Below are 24,549 nucleotides of genomic sequence, written 5' to 3' on the forward strand. Positions count from 1 at the left end.
CAATGAAAAAGCTCGCAAGTCTGGGTTTCGCCCGCCAGCTGGTGCTGGGCCTGATGATGGCTTTGGGGGTCGCTGCCGGCGCCCACGCCAGCAGTGAAGGCGGCATCGCCTGGGACAAGGCCCCGAACAAGACCAACGACCTGGCCGCGCTGCAAAACGGCGCCAAGCTGTTCGTCAACTACTGCCTGAACTGCCACTCGGCCGCCTTCATGCGCTACAACCGCCTGCAGGACATCGGCCTGACCGAGCAGCAGATCAAGGACAACCTGCTGTTCACCACCGAAAAGGTCGGTGAAACCATGAAGGCCGCGATCGATCCGCGTCAGGCCAAGGAGTGGTTCGGTGCCAACCCGCCCGACCTGACCGTGATCGCGCGTTCGCGCGCCGGCCATGGCGGCACCGGTGCCGACTACCTCTACACCTACATGCGCACCTTCTACCGTGACGAGACCAAAGCCACGGGCTGGAACAACCTCGCCTTCCCGAGCGTGGGCATGCCGCACGTGCTGTGGGAGCTGCAAGGCGACCGCCGTCCGGTCTACGAAACCATCACGGAACACGGTCACAAGACCGAGGTCTTCAAGGGGTGGGAACAGCTCACGCCGGGCAGCATGACGCCGTTGCAATATGATCAGGCGGTCGGCGACTTGGTGGCCTATCTGCAATGGATGGGTGAACCGGCCCAAAACACCCGCGTTCGCGTGGGGGTGGGCGTCTTGATTTTCCTGGCCTTCTTCACCTTGATCGCCTGGCGCCTCAACGCCGCGTACTGGAAAGACGTCAAGTAATTCCGCTATCTGTCTGGTCAGCTTGCTGACCGGACCCACAGAGTGGGCGCCTTTGGGCGGTCCACTCTTTTTGATTTTCAGGAGCCGTAACCATGATGGTGTTGTACTCGGGGACCACGTGTCCCTTTTCCCACCGCTGCCGCTTTGTCCTGTTTGAAAAGGGCATGGACTTTGAGATCCGCGATGTTGACCTCTACAACAAGCCGGAAGACATCAATGTCATGAACCCCTATGGCCAGGTGCCGATCCTGGTCGAGCGCGACCTGATCCTGTACGAGTCGAACATCATCAACGAGTACATCGACGAGCGCTTCCCGCACCCGCAGCTGATGCCGGGTGACCCGGTGGACCGCGCCCGCGTGCGCCTGTTCCTGCTCAACTTCGAGAAGGAACTCTTCGTCCACGTCAGCACGCTCGAATCGCGTCTGGCCAAGGGCAACGAGAAAACGCTGGAAAAGGCCCGTGCCCACATCCGCGACCGTTTGACCCAACTGGCCCCGGTGTTCCTCAAGAACAAGTACATGCTGGGTGAGAACTTCTCCATGCTGGACGTCGCCATTGCACCGCTGCTGTGGCGCCTGGACTACTACGGCATCGAACTCAGCAAGAACGCGGCCCCGCTGCTCAAGTACGCCGAGCGCATCTTCTCGCGCCCCGCCTACATCGAAGCGCTGACGCCGTCTGAAAAGGTCATGCGCAAGTAAGCGCGGTTCCGGAACCCATGCCATGAACGCCCAGGAAGCCTCTTCGACCCGTCCGTATTTGATCCGTGCCCTCTATGAGTGGTGCACCGACAACGGTTTCACCCCGTACGTGGCGGTGTCTGTCGACGACACGGTGCAGGTGCCGCGCGAGTTCGTCAAGGACGGCGAGATCGTGCTCAACGTCAGTTTTGACGCCACCAGTGGCCTCAACATCGGCAATGAGTTCCTGGAGTTCAAGGCCCGTTTTGGCGGTGTACCGAGAGAGATCTCGGTGCCCATCGAGCGTGTGATCGCCATCTACGCGCGTGAAAACGGCCAGGGCATGGCCTTCCCGGCGCCGCCGCCCGCGGCACCCCAGGCTCCTGCTGAGCCGCCGCCAGCGGCGGTGGCGGTCGAGTCCGCCAGCGAGGACCGCGTGGTCCAGCTGGTGCCCACCGACGCGGGGGGCGCAGACCTGCCCGAGCCGCCCAAGCCCGCGCCCAGCGGGGGCGGTCGCCCGGCGCTCAAGCGCGTGAAATAAGGATGCAATGCCCAGGGTCTGGATTTTTGGCGGTTAGAATCCCGCCTGAATTTTCAGATTCAGCCGGTTTAGCTCAGTTGGTAGAGCACCCGCCTTGTAAGCGGTAGGTCGTCAGTTCGAATCCGACAACCGGCACCATCTCTTCGTTCGCGTCCACAGGACGCCGATCCACTTCTCTGCCTCAGCGCCGGTTCGAGCTTTGAACCTTCAGGCGGATTGAGGTAACCTCCCACCCCCGGCTGCGCAAATGGGCTTCAAACGCGGGCAATTGCTGCCTGAGTTTGGCGGCGGCGGCGTTGGACTCCAGCAACAGGCACCAAGTGCCGCCTTCAATGGGGCCCGCCTGGATGGCGCCGCGAAGCATGGGCGGAATCAAAGGTTCGATGGCCTTGAGTCGTGCTGCTGAATCCCGGACCAGTTCCGACAACTTTGCGAACGTGGGTGACGCCATCGAGGCTTGAGCCCAGGTGATGGATTGATGTCGACGTTGCATGCGCTGAACTAAAGCTTGAGAGGTGATGAGTTGCAAGTGATTATCACGGATGCCTGGCTGGCCAAGAGCCGGGCCCTTCATCTGAGTGGTTGGCAGTTGTTGGCCGCCGCACTGAGCGCTTCGTTGGTGTTGATGCTGGTGGCCGCGGGGATGTACCACTGGGTGTTCTTGAAGGGCGCCCGCGAGGGCTGGCCGGTCATTGGTTCGGTGGTGCGCCTGATGATCAAGGACGAAACCGAGCAGCGCGACCGCTACCTGCGCGAGAACCTCAATGTCATGGCCCGCAAGGTGGGCGACATGGAGGCGCGCATGATGCAGCTCGAATCGCTGGGCGCGCGGGTTTCCGGTCTGGCCGGCGTCAGCATGGATTTGAAGACCCCACCAGGGCGCGGTGGCGCGCTGGTCTCGGCCCGGCCCCTGAGCCTGGAAGAGCTGCAGGCCACCCTGGACGACCTGGAGCGCCTGACCAACCAGCGCGTTGACCTGATGACGGTGATCGAGTCGCGCCTGTTTGACCAGCGCATACGCAAGATGATGGTGCCCACCCAGGCCCCGGTGCCGGGCAAGCCCCTGGGGTCGGCCTTTGGCTGGCGCATCGACCCCATTTCGGGCACGTCGGCGCTGCACACCGGCCAGGACTACCAGGCGGACACCGGCACGCCGATCCTGGCCGCGGCCGGCGGTGTGGTGGTGACCCAGTCCTACCACCCTGAATATGGCCAGATGATCGAGGTCGACCACGGCAACGAGCTGATCACCCGCTACGCCCACGCGTCCCGGGTCCATGTACGCAAGGGCGATCTGGTCAAGCGCGGGCAGCGCATCGCGGAGGTCGGGACCTCGGGGCGGTCCACCGGGCCGCACCTGCATTTCGAGGTGCTGGTGCAGGGCATTCCGCAGGATCCGAAGAAATTCTTGAACCTGAATCCCAACCCGGTGACCGTGGCGGGCGCGCGTGCAGGCGCTGTCGCAGCGCCCTAGGGTGCAAAAGGTAGAATCTGTGGCTTATGCCGGTTTTTCGGGCCGCCCGCATTTTTGCGAATGGGGCGTTGCAATCCGGGGCACCGGCTCCACCTGAATTCAGCTTTGTTTTAGGGATTTTGGTCGTCCTGTGGCCGCCAGTGCGGGCGGGGCGGTCTTGTTTTCATGGCCACTAACTTCCTCACCAAAATTTTCGGCAGCCGCAACGACCGGCTCCTGCGTCAGTACCGCAAGACGGTGGATCGCATCAATGCGATGGAGCCCGAGTACGAAAAGTTGTCGGACGAGGCACTGCGGGCCAAGACCGATGAGTTCCGCCAACGCGTCGCTCAAGGCACGTCCCTGGATGCCCTGCTGCCCGAGGCGTTCGCAGTGGTGCGCGAGGCCTCCAAGCGCGTGATGCGCATGCGCCATTTCGACGTGCAGCTGCTCGGGGGCATGGCCCTGCACTTCGGCAAGATCGCCGAAATGCGCACCGGTGAAGGCAAGACCCTGACGGCCACCCTGGCGGTGTACCTGAATGCCCTGTCGGGCAAGGGCGTGCACGTGGTGACGGTCAACGACTACCTGGCCAGCCGGGACGCCGCCTCCATGGGGCGCCTGTACAACTTCCTGGGCCTGGAAGTGGGGGTCAACCTGCCGCAGATGCCGCGCGAGGCCAAGCAAGCCGCCTACCGTGCCGACATCACTTACGGCACCAACAACGAATACGGCTTTGACTACCTGCGCGACAACATGGTCTACGAGACCGGTGACCGGGTGCAGCGCGGCCTGAACTACGCCATCGTCGACGAAGTGGACTCGATCCTGATCGACGAGGCCCGCACGCCGCTGATCATCAGCGGCCAAGCCGACGACCACACCGCGCAGTACATCGCCATCAACGCCGTGGTGCCGCTGCTGGTGCGCCAGGAGGGTGAAGCCGACCCGCGCACGGGCGAGGGCGTGACCAAGCCGGGTGACTTCACGGTGGACGAAAAGACCCACCAAGTGGTGCTGACCGAGCAAGGCCATGAGAACGCCGAGCGCATCCTGGCCCACGCGGGCCTGCTGCCCGAAGGCGCCTCGCTGTACGACCCGGCCAACATCTCGCTGATGCACCACCTGTACGCAGCGCTGCGGGCCAACCACCTCTACCACCGCGACCAGCACTACGTGGTGCAGGACGGCGAGATCGTGATCGTGGACGAGTTCACCGGTCGCCTGATGTCGGGTCGCCGCTGGAGCGATGGCTTGCATCAGGCCGTCGAAGCCAAGGAAGGCGTGTCCATCCAGGCCGAGAACCAGACCCTGGCCTCGATCACCTTCCAGAACTATTTCCGCCTGTACGGCAAGCTGGCCGGCATGACCGGTACGGCCGACACCGAGGCCTACGAGTTCCAGGAGATCTACGGCCTGGAAACCATGGTGATCCCGCCCAACCGCCCCAGCCGTCGCGATGACCAGCTGGACCGCGTCTACAAGACCACCAAGGAAAAGTACGACGCCGCGGTGAAGGACATCCGCGACTGCTACGAGCGCGGGCAGCCCGTGCTGGTGGGCACCACCTCGATCGAGAACTCCGAGCTGATCTCGCAACTGCTGGACCGTGAAAAGCTGCCGCACCAGGTGCTCAACGCCAAGCAGCACGCCCGTGAGGCCGACATCGTGGCCCAGGCCGGTCGCCCGAAGATGATCACCATCGCCACCAACATGGCGGGCCGCGGCACCGACATCGTGCTGGGCGGCAACATTGAAAAGGCCCTGGCCGAGGTCGAAAACGACCCGGCGCTGGACGCGGCCCAGCGCGAGGAAAAACTCAAGGCCCTGCGCGAAGCCTGGCTGCGCGACCACGAGCTGGTCAAGCAACAGGGCGGCCTGCGCATCATCGCCACCGAGCGCCATGAATCGCGCCGCATCGACAACCAGCTGCGTGGCCGTTCGGGCCGCCAGGGTGACCCGGGCTCGTCACGCTTCTTCTTGAGTCTGGACGACCAGCTCATGCGCATTTTCGCGGGAGACCGCGTCAAGTCCATCATGGACCGCCTCAAGATGCCGGAGGGCGAGGCCATCGAAGCGGGCATCGTCACCCGCAGCATCGAGTCCGCCCAGCGCAAGGTCGAGGCCCGCAACTTCGACATCCGCAAGCAGTTGCTGGAGTACGACGATGTGTCCAACGACCAGCGCAAGGTGATCTACCAGCAGCGCAACGACATCCTCGACGCCAGCAACCTCGACGCCCAGATCGCCAGCCTGCGCGAGGGCTGCTTCGAAGACCTGGTGCGCGCCTATGTGCCGGCCGAGTCGGTCGAAGAACAATGGAACCTGCCGGCCCTGCAGCGCGTGCTGCAAGACGAATGGCAAATTGCGCTCGACCTGACCGCGCAAGTCGAAAAGTCCAGCGCCATCACCGACCACGACATCCTGGAGATGGTGCAAAAGGCGGTCAATGAGGCTTTCGAAGCCAAGGTGGCCCAGGTCGGTGGCGACAGCTTCACCCAGTTCGAACGCGTGGTGCTGCTGCAGACCATCGACAGCCACTGGCGTGAACACCTGAGCTCGCTGGACCACCTGCGCCAGGGCATCCACCTGCGCGGCTACGCCCAGAAGCAGCCCAAGCAAGAGTACAAGCGCGAGGCCTTTGAGTTGTTCGGCCAGATGCTGGACTCGGTCAAGAACGAAGTCACCCGCCTGTTGATGACGGTGCGCCTGCAGTCGCCGGACCAGATCGACCAGGCGGCCCAGGACATGGAGCAGCGGGCCGAGCAGATCGCCAACGTGACCTACACCGCACCGACCGAAACCGGCGAGGCCGAGACCATCGTCGACGCGGCCAACCTGAACCTGTCGGACGCGGCCATGCTGCGCGTCGGCCGCAACGACCCTTGCCCTTGCGGCAGCGGTAAAAAATTCAAGCAATGTCACGGCAAACTCGCCTGAACTGCTGATACTTCGCAAGGTCTGCGGCGTTGACTTCGGTTGGCGCCCGGGCCTGGACACGGGCCTCGGCCCGTGTTGTTTTTTGTGGGGTGGCTGGCCATGGTGGGCCGGTCCCCGTTTTTGGAAAGTCGACCATGCCTGTTCATCTTTCGGCCCCGCTGCCTCATGAATTGTTCCCCGTTGCCGGCGTGCGCATTGGCGTCGCTGAAGCGGGTGTGCGCAAAGCCAATCGCAAGGACCTGACGGTCTTTCTGCTCGACGAGGGCAGCAGCGTGGCCGGCGTGTTCACGCAGAACCGTTTCTGTGCCGCGCCGGTGCAGATCAGCCGCGAACACCTGGGCCGCACCACGGGCATCCGGGCGCTGGTCATCAACACCGGCAATGCCAACGCGGGCACCGGTGAGGACGGTCTCGTGCGGGCCCGTTCGACCTGCATCGCGCTGGCCCGCCAGCTGAGCCTGTCGCCCGACCAGATCCTGCCGTTCTCCACCGGCGTGATCATGGAGCCGCTGCCCGTGGACCGCATCGAAGCCGGTCTGCCCGCCGCCCTGGCCGACGCCCAGCCCGACCACTGGGCGCGCGCTGCCGAAGGCATCATGACCACCGACACCGTGCCCAAGGCCTTCAGCCGCCGCATCACGCTGTCGGGCGTGCCAGTCACCATCACGGGCATCAGCAAGGGCGCAGGCATGATCCGCCCCAACATGGCCACCATGCTGGGTTTCCTGGCCACCGACGCGGCCATCGATCCGGCCCTGATGCAGGGCCTGGTGCGCGATCTGGCCGAGGGCTCGTTCAACCGCGTGACCATCGACGGTGACACCTCGACCAATGACTCCTTCTTGCTCATGGCCACCCACCAGGCGGGCAACCCCACCATCACCCAACTCGACAGCGGTGACGGTGCGGCGCTGAAGGCGGCACTGCTCGAGGTCTCGCGCCTGTTGGCCCAGGCCATCGTGCGTGACGGCGAAGGCGCCACCAAGTTCATCACGGTGCGCGTGGAAGGCGGCAAGACCGCCGAAGAATGCCGCCTGGTCGCCTATGCGATCGCCCACTCGCCGCTGGTCAAGACGGCCTTCTATGCCAGCGACCCGAACCTGGGCCGCATCCTGGCGGCGGTGGGTTATGCGGGCATCACCGATCTGGACCAGACCGGCATCGACCTCTACCTCGACGAGGTGGCGGTGGCCCTGAAGGGGGGGCGCAACCCGGCCTACCAGGAAGAAGACGGTCAGCGCGTGATGAAGCAAAGCGAGATCACGGTGCGCGTGGTGCTGGGCCGCGGCTCGGCCAGCGACACCGTCTGGACCTGCGACTTCAGCCACGACTACGTGAGCATCAACGCCGACTACCGCTCCTGAACCCGCGCCGCGCCCCATGAACGAGAAATTCGAACACCTGATGCTGCGCGCCGAGCAATTGATCGCGCGCATCGAATCCGTGCTGCCCCAGCCGCTGGCAGCGCCGTCTGACTGGAACGCTTCGATCGCCTGGCGCTACCGCCGCCGGGGCTCGGGTCATGGGGTACTGGAACCGGTGCGCCATGTGGCGGACATGCGGCTGGACAGCCTCAAGGAGATCGACCCGCAGAAGGAGAAGATCCAGCGCAACACCGAGCAGTTCGTGCGTGGCCTGCCGGCCAACAACGTGCTGCTGACCGGTGCCCGGGGCACCGGCAAGTCGTCCTTGATCAAGGCCTGTCTGAACCAGTACGCGGCCGAGGGGCTGCGCCTGATCGAGGTCGACAAGGCCGACTTGGTGGATCTGCCCGACATCGTCGATGTGGTGTCGGACCGGCCTGAGAAGTTCATCGTCTTCTGCGACGACCTGAGCTTTGAGGACGGTGAGCCGGGCTACAAGGCGCTCAAGTCCATCCTGGACGGGTCGGTGGCAGCCGCCACCCCCAATGTGTTGATTTACGCCACCAGCAACCGCCGCCACCTGCTGCCTGAGTACATGTCGGAGAACCTCACCTACACGCACAGCGAAGACGGTGAAGTGCACCCCGGCGAAGTGGTGGAAGAGAAAATCTCCCTGTCCGAGCGCTTTGGCCTCTGGGTGAGCTTCTACCCCTTCAGTCAGGACGAGTACCTGGCCATCGTGGCGCAGTGGTTGTCGGCCCTGGGGGTGGCCCCCGGCGCGATCGAGTCGGCGCGTGCCGAGGCCCTGGTCTGGGCGCTGGAGCGCGGCTCGCGCAGCGGCCGCGTGGCCTACCAGTTTGCGCGGGACTACGCAGGTCGGGCCCATGGCTGAGCGCCGCCACACCGAGGTCGCGGTCGGCATCCTGATCCGCGAAGACGGCGCCTTGCTGCTGAGCTCGCGCCCCGAGGGCAAGCCTTACGCGGGCTATTGGGAGTTTCCGGGCGGCAAGCTCGAAGCCGGTGAGTCCGTGGAGCAGGCCTTGCGCCGCGAGCTCGACGAGGAACTCGGTGTCACCATCGGCGCCGCTGAGGTCTGGCGGGTCACCGAGCACGACTACCCCCATGCCCTGGTGCGCCTGCACTGGTGCAAGGTCCGGCAGTGGTCGGGCGAGTTCGAGATGCGCGAGGGCCAACGCATGGCGTGGCAGCAGTTCCCGCTGACCGTGTCCCCGGTGTTGCCGGGGGCTTTTCCGGTGCTGGACTGGCTGGCCGCCGAACGTGGCTTTGCCGGTGCGGTGCTGCAGCCGGCCGAGCCGGCCTGAAGCCTGCCAGCCTTGACGCGGTTTCAGGGCTGAGGCCGCGGGGCCAGGCTGGCCGCCAGCGCGATCTGCGTTGCACCCGCGGGGGGGGTCACTGCTGCAGGCGGGGGTCGCCGTACGGGGCGTCGTCGGGTGGCGCCTCGGTCGGCATGCGAAAACTTTCACTGGCCCAGGCGCCAAAATCGATGTTCTTGCAGCGTTCGCCGCAAAAGGGGCGGTACGGGTTGCTGGCGTGGTAGAGGCTGTCGCCTTGGCAAGCAGGGCAGCGCACCACGCGGGCGCCATCGGGCAGGGGCTGGGGCAGGGTGGCCATGGGGCAGGTTCAATGAATCGGGCTCAGGCGGCGCGCGGGCAGGGCGGGGGGGGGCAGTCCGTCGTTCAGGCGCACAGCGCCAGTTCAAAGCTGGCGTCTTCACCCGAGGCCTGCAGGCGTCCCTCGGTGTCCTGGCGCATCAGGCGCACCGACACCAGCAGGCGGTTGCCGCTGATCTCGGGCACCAGGCCCAGGGCGGGGTTGATGCGCAGGCGCAGCAGCTGGAAGGTGCGGCCCTGCGGCAGGGTTTGCTGGAACTGGCCGCGTTCGGCCACCACCTTCTGGGGCGTGCCCGAGTCGCGCAACAGGCGCAGCAGCAAGACGATCGAATCGGCCAGCGGGCTCAGGTGTCCGACCCATTGGTCCAGATCGAGGCGCCGTTGTTCGGGGGCGACGTGCTGCCAGGCGTAGTAGGCCGGCAGGTCAAACCCGCAGGTGCCGCCAGGGATGCCGATGCGGCTGCGGATGCTCATCAGCCATTCGTTCTCGGTCAGGGTCTGGCCAGCCTTGCCGGGCAGTTGGTTCAGGGCCGCGAAGCCCGCCTCGATCTGGGCGATCACGCCGTCCAGGATTTGCTCCGAAATCGACGGGTTGCCGCGGTAGCTGTTGAGCACCGCTTTTTGCTTTTCGAGGTCTTTGAGCACGTCCGACTTGAGGTCGGCCCGCGCGGCCACGTCCATCACCTCAAACAGGGTGGCGAGGGCGAAGTGGTGGTCCAGCGGCGCATCACGCGAAATCAAAACCCCCAGTCGCTTGAACAGTTGCTCAAGGCGCAGGTAGGTCCGGATGCGTTCGTTGAAAGGGTATTCGTAGAGGATCACACTGCTTGTTCCGTTGCCGCGCATCATAGCCCGAACTCGGCTGCCAAAAAGGCCACCTGCTGGTGCAGCGCCGCCAGGCTGCAGCCCTCGTTGTAGATCACCGCGTCGGCCGCGGCCAGGCGCTGGGCCCGACTGGCCTGGCTGGCCATGATGGCGCGCACGGCCTCCGCGCTGAGCCCGCTGCGTTGCATGACGCGGGCCAGCTGCGTGTCGGGCAGGCAGTCCACCACCACCACCGCATCCAGCGCCGCAGGCCAGCGCCGGGATTCGACCAGTAGCGGGATGTCCAGCACCGCGAGGGCGGCCCCTTGGTCTTGCGCGGCTTGTACCGCGGCTTGCATGGATTGGCCCACCAGCGGGTGCATGATGGCTTCGAGCTGGGCCCGGGCCGTCGGGTCGCTGAAGACCTGGGCCCGCATGGCGTCGCGGTCCAGCGCCCCATCGGCTTGCAGCATGTGGTCGCCAAAGCGCGCCGCAATCGCGGGCAGCGCAGCGCCGCCCACGGCGGTCAGGCTGCGGGACAGTGCATCGGCGTCAATCAGCGCCGCTCCGCACTGGGCGAAGCTGGCCGCGACCGTGCTCTTGCCGGAGCCGATGCCCCCGGTGAGTCCAATCTGTCTGAAGGCAGGGCGGCGTTGCATGGGGAGCGACTCAGAGTCCGAACAGGCCCAGCAGGCCCGCTTGCAAGGGGCCTGCGCCCCAGATCAGCGCGCTGAAGCCCGCGCCCGCGAGGAAGGGGCCAAAGGGGATGTAGCCCCCTGGCCGGAGCTGGCTGAACACCTTCATCGCGATGCCGACCAGCGCACCAATCACCGACGACATCAGGATGATGGGCACCAGGGCTTGCCAGCCGAACCAGGCCCCCAGCGCCGCGTACAGCTTGAAGTCGCCGTAGCCCATGCCCTCTTTGCCCGTCAGCAGCTTGAAGGCCCAGTAAATGCTCCACAGCGACAGGTAGCCGCCCACGGCGCCCCACAGCGAAGCCTCCAGGCCCACGCCCGTCCAGCCTTGCAAGGCGCCGATCAGACCCGCCCACAGCAGGGGCAGGGTCAGGTTGTCGGGCAGCAGGGTGGTGTCCCAGTCGATCAGGGCCAGGGCCAGCAAGGTGGCCGAGAAACCGCACCACAGCGCGGCCTGCGGGGTCAGGCCCCAGCGGTGCACGCAGAACGCAAACAGACCGGCCGTGATCAACTCGACCAGGGGGTAGCGCGGGCTGATGCGGGTTTGGCAGGCGCTGCAGCGGCCACGCAGCACCAGGTAGCTGACCACGGGCACGTTCTCATACCAATGCAGCGTGTGGCCGCAGGCCTGGCAGCGCGAGCGCGGCGTCATCAGGTTGAACGCTGGCGCCGGCTTGGTGCTGGCTGGCGTCGCTTGACCGGTTTGCTCGGCCAGGTACTGAGCACATTCCTGCTGCCAGCCTGCCTCCAGCATTTTGGGCAGGCGGTAGATCACCACATTGAGGAAACTGCCGAACAGCAATCCCACCAGACCGGCCAGGGCCGGGTCCATCCATACCAAAGGACTCATCAAACCACCTGGCCCAACTTGAAGATGGGCAGGTACATCGACACCACGATGCCCCCAATGATGGAGCCCAACACCACGATGATGATCGGCTCCATGAGGCTGGACAGACCCGCCACCATGTCATCGACCTCGGCTTCATAAAAGTCGGCAGCCTTGCCCAGCATGTGGTCGATGGAGCCGGACTCTTCGCCAATGGCGCACATCTGCAGCACCATGGACGGGAACACATTGGCATTGGTCATGGCCGCGGTCAGGCTGGTCCCGGTGGAGACCTCTTGCTGAATGCGCTCGGTGGCCATGGCATAGACCGAGTTGCCCGACGCGCCGCCCACCGAATCGAGTGCTTCGACCAGGGGCACCCCGGCGGCAAACATGGTGGACAGGGTGCGCGTCCAGCGCGCGATGCAGGACTTGTTGATCAAGTCACCGAAGACCGGGATGCGCAGCAGCAGGCGGTCCATGAACATCTGTACCTTCTCGTTGCGCCGCCAAGCCTGCATGAAAAAGTAGAAGCCACCGCCCATGGCGCCGAAGATCAGCCACCACCACTGCACAAAGAACTCGCTCATCGCGATCACGAACAGGGTCGGTGCAGGCAGGTCGGCACCAAACGAAGAGAACACCTGCTTGAAGGCCGGGATCACAAAAATCATGATCACCACCACCACGACAAAGGCCACGATGATCACCGAGATCGGGTACATCAGGGCCGACTTGATCTTGGACTTGATGGCTTCCGTTTTCTCCATGTAGATCGCCAGGCGATCCAGCAGCGATTCCAGGATACCAGCGGCTTCACCTGCCTCGATCAGGTTGCAGTACAGGTCATCGAAGTACATCGGGTACTTGCGAAAGGCCCCGCTCAATGAGGTGCCGGTTTCCACGTCGGAGCGCACGTCATTGAGCAACTTGGTCACGCTCGGGTTGGCATTGCCGCGGCCCACGATGTCAAAGGTCTGCAGCAGCGGCACACCCGCCTTCATCATGGTGGCGAGCTGGCGCGTGAACAGCGCGATGTCCTTGGGCTTGATCTTCTTGCCCGCGCGCATCTTGCGCTTCTTGATCTTGGTCGGGAACACGCCCTGGCGACGCAGCGACGCCTGGACCTGGTTCTCGCCCGCGGCCCGCAATTCGCCGCGGACGGGCTTGCCATTGCGGTCCTTGCCCTCCCACTCGAAGACGAATTCTTTGATGTCTCTTTTTGCGGTCGCCATTCAGTTGCCAGTCCGGTTCATTCGTTGGTCACTGCCAGGACCTCTTCGAGCGAGGTCATGCCCATCTTGACCTTGTGCAGCCCGGATTCGCGCAGGCTCCGCACGCCTTCGGCGCGCGCCTGAGCGGCGATGTCGAGGGCGCTGCCGTCGCGCAGGATGATGCGCTGGATCTCCTCCGAAATGGGCATCACCTGGTAGATACCGACCCGGCCCTTGTAGCCGTTGTTGCAACTCGAGCAGCCCACGGGGCGGTAAGGGGCCCAGCTGCCATCAAGCTCTTCTTCGCGGAAGCCGGACTCGATCAGCGTTTCGCGCGGGATGTCCACGGTGACCTTGCAATTGGGGCACAGGCGCCGCGCCAGGCGCTGCGCGGTGATCAGGATCACGCTCGACGCGATGTTGAACGGCGCGATGCCCATGTTGCGCATCCGCGTCAGGGTGGTCGGGGCGTCGTTGGTGTGCAGGGTGGACAGCACCAAGTGACCGGTCTGCGCGGCCTTGATCGAGATGTCTGCGGTTTCGAGGTCGCGGATTTCCCCCACCATGATGATGTCGGGATCTTGGCGCAGGAAGGACTTGAGCGCGGCGGCAAAGGTCAGACCGGCCTTCTCGTTGACGTTCACCTGGTTGACGCCGGGGAGGTTGATTTCCGACGGGTCTTCGGCCGTGGCGATGTTCACGCCCGGCTTGTTCAGCAGGTTCAGGCAGGTGTAGAGCGACACGGTCTTGCCCGAGCCCGTGGGACCGGTGACCAGGATCATGCCGTAGGGGCGCCCGATGGCCTGCATCAGGCGTTCGCGCTCTTCGGGCTCGTAGCCCAGGGCCTCGATGCCCAGCTTGGCGCTGCTCGGGTCCAGGATACGGATCACGATCTTTTCGCCAAACAGGGTCGGCAGGGTGCTGACGCGGAAGTCGATCACCCGGTCGGCGCCAATCTTCAGCTTCATGCGGCCGTCTTGTGGCACGCGTTTTTCGGAGATGTCCAAGCGCGAGATCACCTTGATGCGCGACGCCAGCTTGTCCTTGATGGCGATCGGGGGCGACGCGATCTCCCGCAGCTCGCCGTCAATGCGGAAGCGCACGCGGTAGTGGTGTTCGTACGGCTCAAAGTGCAAGTCCGAGGCGCGCATGTTGAACGCGTCCAGCAGCATCTTGTGCAGGAACTTGACGATGGGCGCGTCTTCGACTTCCGCGGTGTTGTTGTCATTGACCTCTTCGGCAATGATGGGTTCGTCGTCAAATTGGAACTCGCCGCCGGTGCCGATGATGCTGTCCATGGCTTCGGCCGCAGACAAGGTCGTGGCCTCGACCATTTTGGACAGCTTGTCGTACTCGGCGATGATCCAGTCCACCCCCATCTGGGTGGCGAACTTGATCTTCTCGACTACTTCCTGGTCGGAGGGGTCGGCTGTCGCGATGATCAGGCGGTTGCTGCGCTTGCTCAGCACCAGGATGCGGTAGGCCTGGCAGATCTTGGGGTCCAGCAGGTCCTTGGGCAGGCGCTGCGGATCGATGGCGTCCAGGTCCAGCAAAGGGGCCGTGAAGGCCACCGACATGGTGTGCGCCAAGTCCGCAGCCGACACCGCACCCGAGGCCATCAGTTCGGCAATGAAACTGGTGCGGTGCGTCAGCGCCTTTTGGTAAATCTCTTCGGCCGCCCGCTGGGCGAGTTTGCCGGCGGTGATCAATGCCCGGCCCAGGCCGGGCAGGGCCACAGTGGACGTTCTATTGGCTGGTTCGACAGCGGCCATGAAGCGGTAGAGGGATGCTCAAGATGGAAAAAATGCATCCTATCATCGCTCAGACCAAACCGGCTGTAAATGCAGTCTTGGGAGGGGAAAGGTGCGGGCGGAATGCCGCAATGTGTGAGAAATGTGGATCTTGGTCGGGGTGAGAGGATTCGAACCTCCGGCCTCTACGTCCCGAACGTAGCGCTCTACCAGGCTAAGCTACACCCCGACTGTCCAACATGTCCGGGCTGTGCAGCCCATGATGCGTCTCGCTGAACTGAAGAACCCGGGCCCGAGGGGCTTGGGTCACTGTCGCAAGGTCTGAAATCGGTTTGGATCCCAGTGCTGTTCAGCGAAGCCGCTTATTGTAGCAACTTTTTTCTTCAAAAGAAAAGAGCTTGGCATTGATTTGTTTGGCTGAGCCCTTTTGTCAGGGGCTGATGGCGTCTGGCGGGCTTCAGCGCAGGCGGTCAAGTTGCCATTCGGCGTCGCGCAGGCGGTCGCGGGCGCGGCGTGTCTTGCGGTCCTCGTCTTCGAGTTCGTCGCGGATCTTGCGGCGCTCGTCATCTTTGCTGGCGGCCTTGAGTCGCCGTTCAAGTTCGTCGCGCCGCCGTTCGCGTTGGTTGATCTGCTGCCGTGCGTCATAGACCTCGCGGCCCAGGCTGAAGCGGCGTCTGAACTCGTAATCGAGTGGGGCGGGGCAGACGCCCTGGTAGGTCTTGCCGTTCAGGCCCAGTTGCACGGCATTGTCCAGGCGGCAGTAGCTTTGCAGGCCTTGGTCGCGGCCTTGCAGGTAGGCGCGCGTGTCGGGGGTGACGCGGGCTTCGGCGCAGTCTTGGGTGCGGGCGTTCAGGGTGGACAGGGGCTCGCCGGCGAGGCCGTCGCGCAAACCCACTTCATTCCAGCGAGCCAGCTTGCATTCGTCGGCGCTCATCGTGGCGCAGCCGGGTAAACACAAAACCAACAGCAGGGTCAGCCATCCGTAAAGCGCGCGCATATCGACCTCGTCTCCATCTTTGTAACAAGTTGAAGCATTCTAGGGTCAATGTGTCCCCGCCAGAGGTCTGGGCGGATCGGCCGCTTGGCGGTTGCGTTAGAGCGAACGGAGCGCCTGGCTTGACAGGCGCTCGGGGTTCAGGTGCGGCGTTCCAGCAGTTGGGCGGCCAGTTGGTGCATGCCTTGGGTGTAGGCGTTGACCGGCAGGCGTTGCAGTGCATCCATGGCGCGCTGCGCTTCGGCGGCCGCGGCTTGTTGGGTGGCCTCCAGGGCGCCGGTGCTGCGCACGATGTCGATGATCTGGGGCAGCTTTTCGGTTTCGCCGTGCTCGATGGCGTGGCGGATCGTGGCGGCCTGTTCCGGGGTGCCGCGCTGCATGCCAATGATCAGTGGCAAGGTGGCTTTGCCTTCGCGCAGGTCGTCGCCAATGTTCTTGCCCATTTCCGCGCTGTTGCCCGCATAGTCGAGCACATCGTCAATCACCTGAAAGGCGGTGCCCAGGGCTTGGCCGTAGGTGGCGCAGGCGTCTTCCACCTCGGCTGAGGATTGGGTCAGGATGGCGGCCAGGCGGGCGCTGGCTTCAAACAGCTTGGCGGTTTTGGAGCGGATCACGCGCAGGTAGGCCGCTTCGTCCAGCGAGGCGTCGTGCATGTTCATCAGTTGCAGCACTTCACCTTCGGCGATCACGTTGGTGGCGTCGGCCAGGGTCTGCATGATGCGCATGTCGTTGGCATCGACCATCATCTGGAAAGCGCGCGAATACAAAAAGTCGCCCACCAGCACGCTGGCAGGGTTGCCGAAGGCTTCGTTGGCGGTGGCGCGGCCGCGGCGCAGGGTGGACTCATCGACCACGTCGTCGTGCAGCAGCGTGGCGGTGTGGATGAACTCGACCACGGCCGCCAGGTTGTGGTGCTGGGTGCCCTGGTAGTTGAGGGCGCCTGCGGTCAGCAGCAACAGGGCGGGGCGCAGGCGTTTGCCGCCGGCGGCGATGATGTACTGGGAAATCTGTCCCACCAACGGGACGCTGGAGTCCAGCCGTTGGGCGATGACTTGGTCGACCTCGCCCATGTCCCGGGCAATCAATTCAAGGGCGGAAGCGGCGGTGTTGGCGGTGGCGGTCAAGGTGGCGGACTCTTTCAGGTTGCGAAATTATAGGAAGGCCCCGCCGGGGACTCTGTTGAACGCTTGAGCAGTCCTTGTGCAGCACTTGGCAATTCGTTGCTTTCATGCTAAAGTCTAAGGCTCTACGGAATTCTCCGGTAGAGCTTCAATTCAAAGAGGTTTACATGTACGCGGTCATAAAAACCGGCGGCAAGCAATATCGTGTTGCTGCTGGCGAAAAAATTAAAGTAGAACAGATTGCTGCGGACGTAGGCCAGGAAATCGTGATTGACCAAGTTCTGGCTGTCGGCAACGGCGCTGAACTCAAGGTTGGCACGCCCCTGGTGTCCGGCGCTACCGTCACGGCAACCGTCGTGTCGCACGGCAAGCACGACAAGGTTCGCATCTTCAAGATGCGTCGTCGTAAGCACTATCAAAAGCGTCAAGGTCACCGTCAGCAGTTCACCGAACTGCAAATCGGCGCGATTGCAGGCTAAGGAGTACGGGTCATGGCACAGAAAAAAGGCGGCGGCTCTACGCGAAACGGGCGCGATTCCAAGCCCAAGATGCTCGGTGTGAAGGCTTTCGGCGGTGAACTGATCAGCGCTGGCTCCATCATCGTTCGCCAACGTGGCACCCGCTTCCATGCAGGTTCCAACGTCGGCATCGGCAAGGACCACACCTTGTTCGCCCTGGTGGAAGGCCATGTGTCCTTCTCGACCAAAGGCGCTCTGAACAAGCACACGGTCAACGTGACGCCGGCAGCCTGAGTCTGACGACTCGGTCGCAGCGAGACCTGTCGAAGCCCCGCTTGGTCGGGGCTTTTTTCGTTGGGACCTCTTTTTTGTAAACTGGACATGACATGAAATTCGTTGATGAAGCCTACATAGACATTGCCGCCGGCGATGGCGGGAACGGTTGCGTCTCGTTTCGGCATGAAAAGTACAAAGAGTTCGGGGGCCCCAACGGTGGGGATGGCGGTCGCGGTGGGCATGTGTTTGCTGTCGCCGATCCCAACTTGAATACCCTGGTGGATTTCCGCTACTCGCGTCGCCATGAAGCGCGCCGCGGTGAGCACGGCATGGGTTCAGACATGTTTGGCGCCGCCGGCGACGACATCACCCTCAAGATGCCGGTGGGGACCATCATCTCCGACGCCGAAACCGGCGAAGTTTTGTACGAATTGCTGGTCCCGGGTGAGGTGATCACCATCGCCAAGGGCGGTGACGGTGGCTTTGGCAACCTGCGTTTCAAAAGCGCCATCAACCGTGCCCCGCGTCAGAAGACGCCGGGTTGGCCGGGTGAGCGCAAGAGCCTCAAGCTCGAACTCAAGGTGCTGGCCGATGTGGGCCTGCTGGGCATGCCCAATGCCGGCAAGTCGACCTTGATCGCCGCGATTTCCAACGCGCGCCCCAAGATCGCGGATTACCCCTTCACCACCTTGCATCCCAACCTGGGCGTGGTGCGTGTGGGCCCCGAGCAGAGCTTTGTGGTCGCGGACATCCCGGGTCTGATCGAAGGCGCCTCCGAAGGCGCCGGCCTCGGTCACCTGTTCCTGCGCCACCTGCAGCGCACCCGCCTGTTGCTGCACATCGTGGACATTGCGCCGTTCGACGAGAGCGTGGACCCGGTGGCGCAAGCCAAGGCCATCGTGGGCGAGCTCAAGAAGTACGATCAGGCGCTGTACGACAAGCCGCGCTGGTTGGTGCTCAACAAGCTCGACATGATTCCGCAGGACCAGCGTGCCGCGCTGATCAAGGACTTCGTGAAGCGCTACAAATTCAAGGGGCCGGTGTTCGAGATTTCGGCCCTGACCCGCGAGGGTTGCGAGTCGCTCATCAAGGCCATCTACCTGCATGTGAAAACCCAGCAGGTGGCCGAGCAAGCGCCGGCCGAGGTCGATCCGCGCTTTGCTGAGCCGTCGGATTCCTGATCCGCTTTATCTTCCACTGCCAACAAGTGCCAGCCGGTGCTGGCCGCTGGTTTCAATGACTCAAAAAATTGCTTCGGGTGTATTGGCGGATGCGCGTCGCATTGTCGTCAAGGTGGGCTCCAGCCTGGTGACCAACGAAGGTCGCGGTCTCGATGAGGCGGCCATTGGTGAATGGTGTCGTCAACTGGCGGCCCTGGTGCGCGATGGTCGCGAGGTGGTGATGGTCTCGAGCGGCGCCATCGCCGAAGGCATGAAGCGCCTGGGTTGGTCGACCCGGCCCAAGGAAGTGCATGAGTTGCAGGCCGCTGCGGCGGTGGGGCAAATGGGCCTGGCCCAGATGTACGAAACCAAGCTGCGCGAGCAGGGCCTGGGCAGCGCCCAGGTGCTGCTGACGCACGCCGATCTGGCCGACCGCGAGCGTTACCTCAACGCGCGTTCCACCCTGTTGACGCTGCTGCGCCTGCAGGTGGTGCCCGTGATCAACGAGAACGACACCGTGGTCAACGACGAGATCAAGTTCGGTGACAACGACACCTTGGGCGCCCTGGTGGCCAACCTGGTGGAAGCCGATGCACTGGTCATCCTGACCGACCAAAAGGGCCTCTACACCGCCGACCCGCGGCGTGACCCGGCGGCGCAGTTCGTGCATGAAGCCAAGGCCGGTGATCCGGCGCTGGAGGCCATGGCGGGCGGTGCGGGCTCCAGCATCGGCAAGGGCGGCATGATCACCAAGATCCTGGCAGCCAAGCGGGCGGCGGGCTCGGGGGCCTCAACCGTCATCGCCTGGGGGCGTGAGCCCGATGCCCTGGTCCGCCTGACCCAGGGCGAGCCGATTGGCACCTTGTTGGTGGCCCAAACGGCCAAAAACCAGGCGCGCAAACAGTGGATGGCGGACCACCTGCAAATGCGTGGCGCGGTCTGCGTCGACGCCGGCGCCGCGGCCAAGCTGCGGGACGAGGGCAAGAGCCTGTTGCCGATCGGCATGGTGGCGGTGGAGGGCGAGTTTTCGCGTGGCGATGTGATCGCCATCAAGGACCCCGCAGGCCAGGAAATCGCCCGTGGCCTGGCCAACTACGCCAGTGCCGAAGCCCGCCTGATGTGCCGCAAGGCCTCGTCCGAGTTTGAGAAGTTGCTGGGTTACGCGGCCGAGCCCGAGATGGTGCACCGCGACAACCTGGTGGTGCAACGCTGAATGGGGGCTTGGGCCGGGCCCCAACAACAACAGCCCAGAAGGGCTGTTGCATGGATCGGCACGGTTCAGTGCTGGTTGGGGCCGTTGGGCGGGAGGTTTTCCAGTTGCTGAGACGTCACCCGCGGGTCAGGCTCGAAGGTGGCTCCCGGCGGCAACTCGTAGCAGGCCGATGGGGGCAGCCGCGAAGGGTGCATGTCCATCATGCCGCCGTCGCTGTCGCGGGTGCGCATGCCGCCACGCAGGAAGCGGTTGCGCGGTTCTGGGCGCGGCAGGAAACGGGCCAGCTCGGTGAGCGCCATTTCATAGACCCCGCGTTTGAACTCGACCACCACGTCGAGCGGCACCCAGTAGTCGTTCCAGCGCCAGGCGTCGAACTCAGGGTGGTTGGTGGCACGCAGGTTCAGGTCCCAGTCGTGACCCATCAACTGCAGCAAATACCAGATCTGCTTCTGGCCCTTGTAGTGGCCTCGAGCGTCTCGGCGGATGTACCGGTCGGGCACCTCATAGCGCAACCAATCCCGGGTGCGGGCAACGATGCGAACATGCTCCGGATGGAGCCCCACCTCTTCATGCAGTTCCCGGAACATGGCTTGTTCAGGGCTCTCACCCCGGTCAATGCCGCCTTGCGGAAACTGCCAGCTGTGGGTCCGGATGCGCTTGCCCCAGAACACCTGGTTCTTGTGGTTGAGCAGGATGATGCCGACGTTCGGCCTAAAGCCGTCCCGGTCAAGCATAATCAAACCCCAAATTTTTAAACTGAGTCCATTATGCACGGCGCTGCACGTGTCACAAGAGGACTGTCCCCCGAACTCCCCGTATTGCCCCCATGAAAGCCTCCCAATTCTTCATTTCCACCCTCAAGGAAGCACCGGCCGATGCGGAGGTGGTCAGCCACAAACTCATGATGCGTGCGGGCATGATCAAGAAGCTCGGGGCCGGGGTGTACAACTACATGCCGATCGGTCTGCGCGTGATCCGCAAGGTCGAAGCCATCGTGCGCGAAGAGATGAACCGCGCCGGGGCCATTGAGGTCACCATGCCGGTGGTGCAGCCGGCCGAGCTGTGGCAGGAGACCGGCCGCTTCGAGAAGATGGGCCCCGAGCTGCTGCGCATCAAGGACCGCCATGACCGCGACTTTGTGATCCAGCCGACCTCCGAAGAGGTGGTGACCGACATCGCGCGCCAAGAGCTGCGCAGCTACAAGCAGCTGCCCAAGAACTTCTACCAAATCCAGACCAAGTTCCGCGACGAGCGCCGGCCGCGTTTTGGCCTGATGCGCGGGCGCGAGTTCATCATGAAGGACGCCTACAGCTTTGACCGCGACCAAGCGGCTGCCAAGGCCAGCTACCAGGTCATGGCCCAGGCCTACCGCCGTATTTTTGACCGCTTCGGCCTGACCTACCGCGCGGTGGCGGCCGACAGCGGCGCCATTGGCGGCGACCTGAGCGAAGAGTTCCAGGTGATCGCCGCCACCGGCGAGGACGCCATCGTCTACTGCCCCAGCAGCGACTACGCTGCCAACATTGAAAAGGCCGAGGCCCTGGCCCCGGCCGGACCGCGCCCGGCGCCGGCCCAAGCCCTGACCAAGACCCCCACCCCGGGCAAGAGCACCTGCGCCGACGTGGCCGAGCTGTTGGGCCTGCCGCTGGCCCAAACCGTCAAGTCGCTGGTGCTGGCCACCGACACCCTCAATGAACATGGCGAAGTGGCCAAGAGCCAGGTCTGGTTGCTGCTGCTGCGTGGCGACCACGACATGAACGAAGTCAAGGTCGGCAAGCTGCCTGGCATGGAAGGCGGTTTCCGTTTTGCCACCGTGGCCGAGATCGAAGACCACTTTGGCTGCAAGCCCGGCTACCTGGGCCCGCTGAACCTGCAAAAGCCCGTCAAGGTGGTGGCTGACCGTGAAGTCGCCGTGCTGGCCGACTGGGTGTGCGGTGCCAACGAGGTCGACTTCCACCTGACCGGTGTGAACTGGGGCCGCGACCTGCCCGAGCCCGAACTGGTGGCCGACCTGCGCAATGTGGTGGCGGGTGACGCCTCGCCCGACGGCCAGGGCGTGCTGGCGATCGAGCGCGGCATTGAAGTCGGCCACGTGTTCTACCTGGGCACCAAGTACTCCAAGGCCATGAACGCCACCTTCCTCGGTGAAGACGGCAAGCCGGCCCATTTCGAGATGGGCTGCTACGGCATTGGCGTGACCCGCCTGCCGGCCGCCGCCATTGAGCAAAACCACGACGAGCGCGGCATCATCTGGCCCGACGCGATCGCCCCGTTCACCGTGGTGATCTGCCCCATCGGCATGGACCGCAGCGCCGAGGTCAAGGCCGCGGCCGAAAAGTTGCATGACGAACTCGCCGCCCTGGGCGTGGATGTGCTGCTGGACGACCGTGGCGAGCGCCCGGGCGCCATGTTCGCCGACTGGGAACTGATCGGCGTGCCGCACCGCGTGGTGCTGTCCGACCGCGGCCTGAAAGAAGGCCAGGTCGAATACCAGCACCGCCGCGACACGGCCGCCAGCAAGCTGGCGCTGGCCGATGTGCTGTCCTTCCTGAAGGAGCGCGTGGCCGTTTGAAGGCCCGTGTCGTGAGGGTTTGCGCATGCTGATGTCGAGGCGACAGAGCCTGCTGCCTTTGCTGGCGGCCCCCTGGTGGGGGGGCTGGGCCCCGGCGGCCCACGCCGGCTCCCAACTCGAAGAGCCCCTGGCAGATTCAGTGCGCACGGCGCTCAGTTCGGCCGTGCAGCAGCAGGGTGCCCCGGTGCCCGAGTTCAGCGACACCGCCGCCCGGCTGAGCTACCTGCGCTGGCTGGCCGCCATGAGCGACCGCCTCTGGCACAAGAAGCCCGAATGGCTGGTGCGCAAGGAGTTCCTGCAGACGGTGTGGTACGAGAGCCGCCGCGCCGGCCTGGACACCTCGCTGGTGCTGGGGCTGATCCAGGTTGAAAGCAATTTCCGAAAATTCGCCGTGTCCTCGGTGGGCGCTCGTGGCTACATGCAGGTCATGCCGTTTTGGACCCGCGTGATTGGCGATGGCGACGCCGGCAAGCTGTTCCACCTGCAAACCAATCTGCGCTTTGGTTGCGTCATCCTGCGCCACTACCTGGACCGCGAGCAAGGCGATGTCTACATGGCCCTGGGCCGTTACAACGGCAGCCGTGGCAAGCCTCAGTACCCCAACGCGGTGTTCGGAGCGCAGCGCAACTGGGTCTACAACGACGCCCCCAACAAGGCCTGACGTGGCCAGCGCCGCGCAGGCGCCGTGCCAGCGCTCGCGTGCCAGTCGGTCAGACAGGGCCTGCCGATGCCTCGGTGCCGCTGGGCAAGCGGGTCACCATGACCTGGTCGATGCGGTAACGGTCCACGTCCATCACCTCGAACCGGAAGCCCGCCCATTGCACCGAATCGGTGCGCTTGGGCACGCGGCGCAGCATCTCCATGAGGAAGCCGGCCAGCGTTTCGTACTCGCCCTCGTGGGGCAATTCCGCCAGCTCGAGCGCGCGCTGCACGTCGGCCATCGGCGTCATGCCGTCGATCAGCCATGAATGCGGGTCGCGCTGCACGATCCAGTCCTCGTCCTGCGGGTCGACCAGGCCGCCCATCACGGTGCTCATCACGTCGTTCAGGGTGATCACGCCCACCACAAAGCTGTACTCGTTGACGATGACTGCAAAGTCCTCGTGGGCCTGGCGGAACTGCTCCAGCACCTCGGCCAGGCTCAGGCGGTCCGGCACCACCAGCACCTTGCGCAGCAAGCCCTCGTCCAGCGGGCTCAACGCTTGCTGGTTGAGCACCCGTTGGAACAGGTCTTTGGCATCCACATAGCCCAGCAACTGGTCCAGGTCGCCGTCGCACACCGGGTAGTTCGAAAACGGCTCGGCCAGGATGCGGGCGCGCAGCGTGGCCTCGGGCTCGTCCTTCTGGAACCAGGCGATGCGCTCGCGTGGCGTCATGGCGCTGGTCACCACCCGGGTCTCGAGTTCAAACACGTTGGTGATCACCTCGTGCTCGCGCTCCGCGAGTTGGCCCGAGCGGGCGCCCGCTTCGGTCATGGCCAGGATGTCGGCCGAGGTGATGCGCTCGTCGCGCTGGGCGGGCAGGCCCAGCACCTTGAACAGCCCGTCGGTGAGGCGGCCAAACAGCCACACCAGGGGCCCCATCAGGCGCAGCAGCGTTTCCATGGGCCCCACCAGGCGCACGGCCGCGCGCTCGGGGTCGTTCATGCCCAGGCGTTTGGGCAGCAGGTCGGCCAGCACGATGAACAGCGAAATCACGCACAGGAAGGACGCCGCGAACCCCAGTCGACCAGCCAGGGGTTCGTCCACCAGCAAGGCCATCAAGCGCGTGAAGTAGGGGCTCAGCGCGCCTTCCCCCACCACGCCACCGAGGATGGCGACCGCATTCAGCCCAATTTGCACCACCGTGAAGTACGGGCCGGGCTGGTCCTGCATGCGCAGCACGCGTTCGGCGCGCAGGTCGCCCGCATCGGCCATCTGGCGCAGGCGCAGGCGGCGCGACGCGGCCAGGGAGATTTCGGCGACCGAGAAGAAAGCACTCACCGCGATCAGCGCGGCGATGGTGAGAAGGCTTTGACCAAGGCTCATGGGCGGCCCTGTGCAGGGCGGGGGGACGGGCT

Annotated in this window: 25 protein-coding genes and 2 tRNA genes; 15 read left to right on the forward strand and 12 right to left on the reverse strand. The window is 64.4% G+C overall.

Going from position 1 to position 24,549, the window contains the following annotated elements; genetic code table 11:
• Positions 1-2: 2 nt before the first annotated feature.
• The 4 genes from PSQ40_RS11565 to PSQ40_RS11580 all read left to right on the forward strand — a co-directional run bounded on the left by PSQ40_RS11565 (position 3) and on the right by PSQ40_RS11580 (position 2,150).
• Positions 3-788, forward strand: coding sequence for a cytochrome c1 (locus PSQ40_RS11565; protein ID WP_273951624.1), 786 nt, complete (start codon positions 3-5; stop codon positions 786-788).
• 92 nt (positions 789-880) lie between these two features.
• Positions 881-1,492, forward strand: coding sequence for a glutathione S-transferase N-terminal domain-containing protein (locus tag PSQ40_RS11570; protein ID WP_273928022.1), 612 nt, complete (start codon positions 881-883; stop codon positions 1,490-1,492).
• A gap of 22 nt (positions 1,493-1,514) precedes the next feature.
• Positions 1,515-2,012, forward strand: coding sequence for a ClpXP protease specificity-enhancing factor (locus PSQ40_RS11575; protein ID WP_273951625.1), 498 nt, complete (start codon positions 1,515-1,517; stop codon positions 2,010-2,012).
• Between the two features lie 62 nt (positions 2,013-2,074).
• A tRNA-Thr gene (locus tag PSQ40_RS11580) sits at positions 2,075-2,150 on the forward strand.
• Between the two features lie 43 nt (positions 2,151-2,193).
• Here PSQ40_RS11580 and PSQ40_RS11585 read toward each other — a convergent pair.
• On the reverse strand, positions 2,194-2,505 hold the full coding sequence (locus tag PSQ40_RS11585) for a DciA family protein (RefSeq protein ID WP_273951746.1): 312 nt from the start codon (positions 2,503-2,505) through the stop codon (positions 2,194-2,196).
• A gap of 30 nt (positions 2,506-2,535) precedes the next feature.
• Here PSQ40_RS11585 and PSQ40_RS11590 point away from each other — a divergent pair, with 30 nt between their 5' ends.
• From PSQ40_RS11590 to PSQ40_RS11610, 5 genes are all read left to right on the forward strand, one after another.
• Positions 2,536-3,486 carry a M23 family metallopeptidase gene (locus PSQ40_RS11590; protein ID WP_273951627.1) on the forward strand — a complete coding sequence of 317 codons (951 nt, stop codon included), beginning with the start codon at positions 2,536-2,538 and terminating at the stop codon, positions 3,484-3,486.
• A 165-nt stretch (positions 3,487-3,651) separates the two neighbouring features.
• Positions 3,652-6,405 (forward strand): preprotein translocase subunit SecA, encoded by a 2,754-nt coding sequence (gene secA / locus PSQ40_RS11595; protein ID WP_273951628.1) that lies wholly within the window; start codon positions 3,652-3,654, stop codon positions 6,403-6,405.
• A gap of 134 nt (positions 6,406-6,539) precedes the next feature.
• Positions 6,540-7,769, forward strand: a complete 1,230-nt coding sequence (gene argJ, locus PSQ40_RS11600) for a bifunctional glutamate N-acetyltransferase/amino-acid acetyltransferase ArgJ (RefSeq protein ID WP_273951630.1) — start codon at positions 6,540-6,542, stop codon at positions 7,767-7,769.
• A gap of 16 nt (positions 7,770-7,785) precedes the next feature.
• Positions 7,786-8,661, forward strand: coding sequence for an ATP-binding protein (locus PSQ40_RS11605; protein WP_273951631.1), 876 nt, complete (start codon positions 7,786-7,788; stop codon positions 8,659-8,661).
• Positions 8,654-9,091: an NUDIX domain-containing protein gene (locus tag PSQ40_RS11610; protein ID WP_273951633.1), complete on the forward strand. Its 438-nt coding sequence runs from the start codon at positions 8,654-8,656 to the stop codon at positions 9,089-9,091. The genes PSQ40_RS11605 and PSQ40_RS11610 overlap by 8 nt, the downstream gene beginning before the upstream one ends.
• 88 nt (positions 9,092-9,179) lie before the next feature.
• Here PSQ40_RS11610 and PSQ40_RS11615 read toward each other — a convergent pair whose 3' ends face one another.
• The 9 genes from PSQ40_RS11615 to PSQ40_RS11655 all read right to left on the reverse strand — a co-directional run bounded on the left by PSQ40_RS11615 (position 9,180) and on the right by PSQ40_RS11655 (position 16,760).
• A complete protein-coding gene (locus tag PSQ40_RS11615; protein ID WP_273951634.1) occupies positions 9,180-9,401 on the reverse strand; it encodes a DNA gyrase inhibitor YacG in 222 nt (73 codons plus the stop codon).
• 65 nt (positions 9,402-9,466) lie between these two features.
• The gene (gene zapD, locus PSQ40_RS11620) at positions 9,467-10,222 is read right to left on the reverse strand and encodes a cell division protein ZapD (RefSeq protein ID WP_273951636.1); all 756 of its coding nucleotides are present in this window, start codon (positions 10,220-10,222) and stop codon (positions 9,467-9,469) included.
• Positions 10,223-10,245: 23 nt separating this feature from the next.
• Positions 10,246-10,863 (reverse strand): dephospho-CoA kinase, encoded by a 618-nt coding sequence (gene coaE / locus PSQ40_RS11625; RefSeq protein WP_273951638.1) that lies wholly within the window; start codon positions 10,861-10,863, stop codon positions 10,246-10,248.
• Positions 10,864-10,873: 10 nt separating this feature from the next.
• Positions 10,874-11,752 carry a prepilin peptidase gene (locus tag PSQ40_RS11630; RefSeq protein ID WP_273951640.1) on the reverse strand — a complete coding sequence of 293 codons (879 nt, stop codon included), beginning with the start codon at positions 11,750-11,752 and terminating at the stop codon, positions 10,874-10,876.
• Entirely contained in the window at positions 11,752-12,966 is a 1,215-nt protein-coding gene (locus PSQ40_RS11635) for a type II secretion system F family protein (RefSeq protein WP_273951641.1), read from the reverse strand. The genes PSQ40_RS11630 and PSQ40_RS11635 overlap by 1 nt, the downstream gene beginning before the upstream one ends.
• Positions 12,967-12,983: 17 nt before the next feature.
• Positions 12,984-14,717, reverse strand: a complete 1,734-nt coding sequence (pilB, locus tag PSQ40_RS11640; protein ID WP_273951642.1) for a type IV-A pilus assembly ATPase PilB — start codon at positions 14,715-14,717, stop codon at positions 12,984-12,986.
• Positions 14,718-14,848: 131 nt separating this feature from the next.
• Positions 14,849-14,925 (reverse strand) — tRNA-Pro (locus tag PSQ40_RS11645).
• Between the two features lie 228 nt (positions 14,926-15,153).
• Positions 15,154-15,630, reverse strand: a complete 477-nt coding sequence (locus PSQ40_RS11650) for a DUF2799 domain-containing protein (protein ID WP_273951643.1) — start codon at positions 15,628-15,630, stop codon at positions 15,154-15,156.
• Between the two features lie 200 nt (positions 15,631-15,830).
• The gene (locus tag PSQ40_RS11655) at positions 15,831-16,760 is read right to left on the reverse strand and encodes a polyprenyl synthetase family protein (RefSeq protein ID WP_409338588.1); all 930 of its coding nucleotides are present in this window, start codon (positions 16,758-16,760) and stop codon (positions 15,831-15,833) included.
• 218 nt (positions 16,761-16,978) lie between these two features.
• On the opposite strand from PSQ40_RS11655, the gene rplU reads away from it, so the two are divergent.
• From rplU to proB, 4 genes are all read left to right on the forward strand, one after another.
• Positions 16,979-17,290: a 50S ribosomal protein L21 gene (gene rplU, locus PSQ40_RS11660; protein WP_273928037.1), complete on the forward strand. Its 312-nt coding sequence runs from the start codon at positions 16,979-16,981 to the stop codon at positions 17,288-17,290.
• A 12-nt stretch (positions 17,291-17,302) separates the two neighbouring features.
• Positions 17,303-17,563 (forward strand): 50S ribosomal protein L27, encoded by a 261-nt coding sequence (gene rpmA, locus PSQ40_RS11665; RefSeq protein ID WP_273951645.1) that lies wholly within the window; start codon positions 17,303-17,305, stop codon positions 17,561-17,563.
• A gap of 92 nt (positions 17,564-17,655) precedes the next feature.
• Positions 17,656-18,726 (forward strand): Obg family GTPase CgtA, encoded by a 1,071-nt coding sequence (cgtA, locus tag PSQ40_RS11670; RefSeq protein ID WP_273951646.1) that lies wholly within the window; start codon positions 17,656-17,658, stop codon positions 18,724-18,726.
• Positions 18,727-18,781: 55 nt separating this feature from the next.
• Positions 18,782-19,918, forward strand: a complete 1,137-nt coding sequence (proB, locus tag PSQ40_RS11675) for a glutamate 5-kinase (protein ID WP_409338584.1) — start codon at positions 18,782-18,784, stop codon at positions 19,916-19,918.
• 65 nt (positions 19,919-19,983) lie between these two features.
• Here proB and PSQ40_RS11680 read toward each other — a convergent pair whose 3' ends face one another.
• A complete protein-coding gene (locus PSQ40_RS11680) occupies positions 19,984-20,652 on the reverse strand; it encodes an RNA pyrophosphohydrolase (RefSeq protein WP_273951649.1) in 669 nt (222 codons plus the stop codon).
• Between the two features lie 92 nt (positions 20,653-20,744).
• On the opposite strand from PSQ40_RS11680, the gene PSQ40_RS11685 reads away from it, so the two are divergent.
• Together PSQ40_RS11685 and PSQ40_RS11690 are read left to right on the forward strand one after the other, a co-directional pair.
• Positions 20,745-22,490, forward strand: a complete 1,746-nt coding sequence (locus PSQ40_RS11685) for a proline--tRNA ligase (RefSeq protein ID WP_273951650.1) — start codon at positions 20,745-20,747, stop codon at positions 22,488-22,490.
• Between the two features lie 25 nt (positions 22,491-22,515).
• Positions 22,516-23,151, forward strand: coding sequence for a lytic transglycosylase domain-containing protein (locus PSQ40_RS11690; protein ID WP_273951652.1), 636 nt, complete (start codon positions 22,516-22,518; stop codon positions 23,149-23,151).
• Positions 23,152-23,200: 49 nt separating this feature from the next.
• Here the strand turns inward: PSQ40_RS11690 and PSQ40_RS11695 are convergent, their stop codons facing one another.
• Positions 23,201-24,517 (reverse strand): hemolysin family protein, encoded by a 1,317-nt coding sequence (locus PSQ40_RS11695; protein ID WP_273951653.1) that lies wholly within the window; start codon positions 24,515-24,517, stop codon positions 23,201-23,203.
• Positions 24,518-24,549: the final 32 nt, after the last annotated feature.

The organism is Curvibacter cyanobacteriorum, assembly GCF_028649475.1.
GTDB classification, from domain to species: Bacteria; Pseudomonadota; Gammaproteobacteria; order Burkholderiales; family Burkholderiaceae_C; genus Curvibacter; species Curvibacter cyanobacteriorum.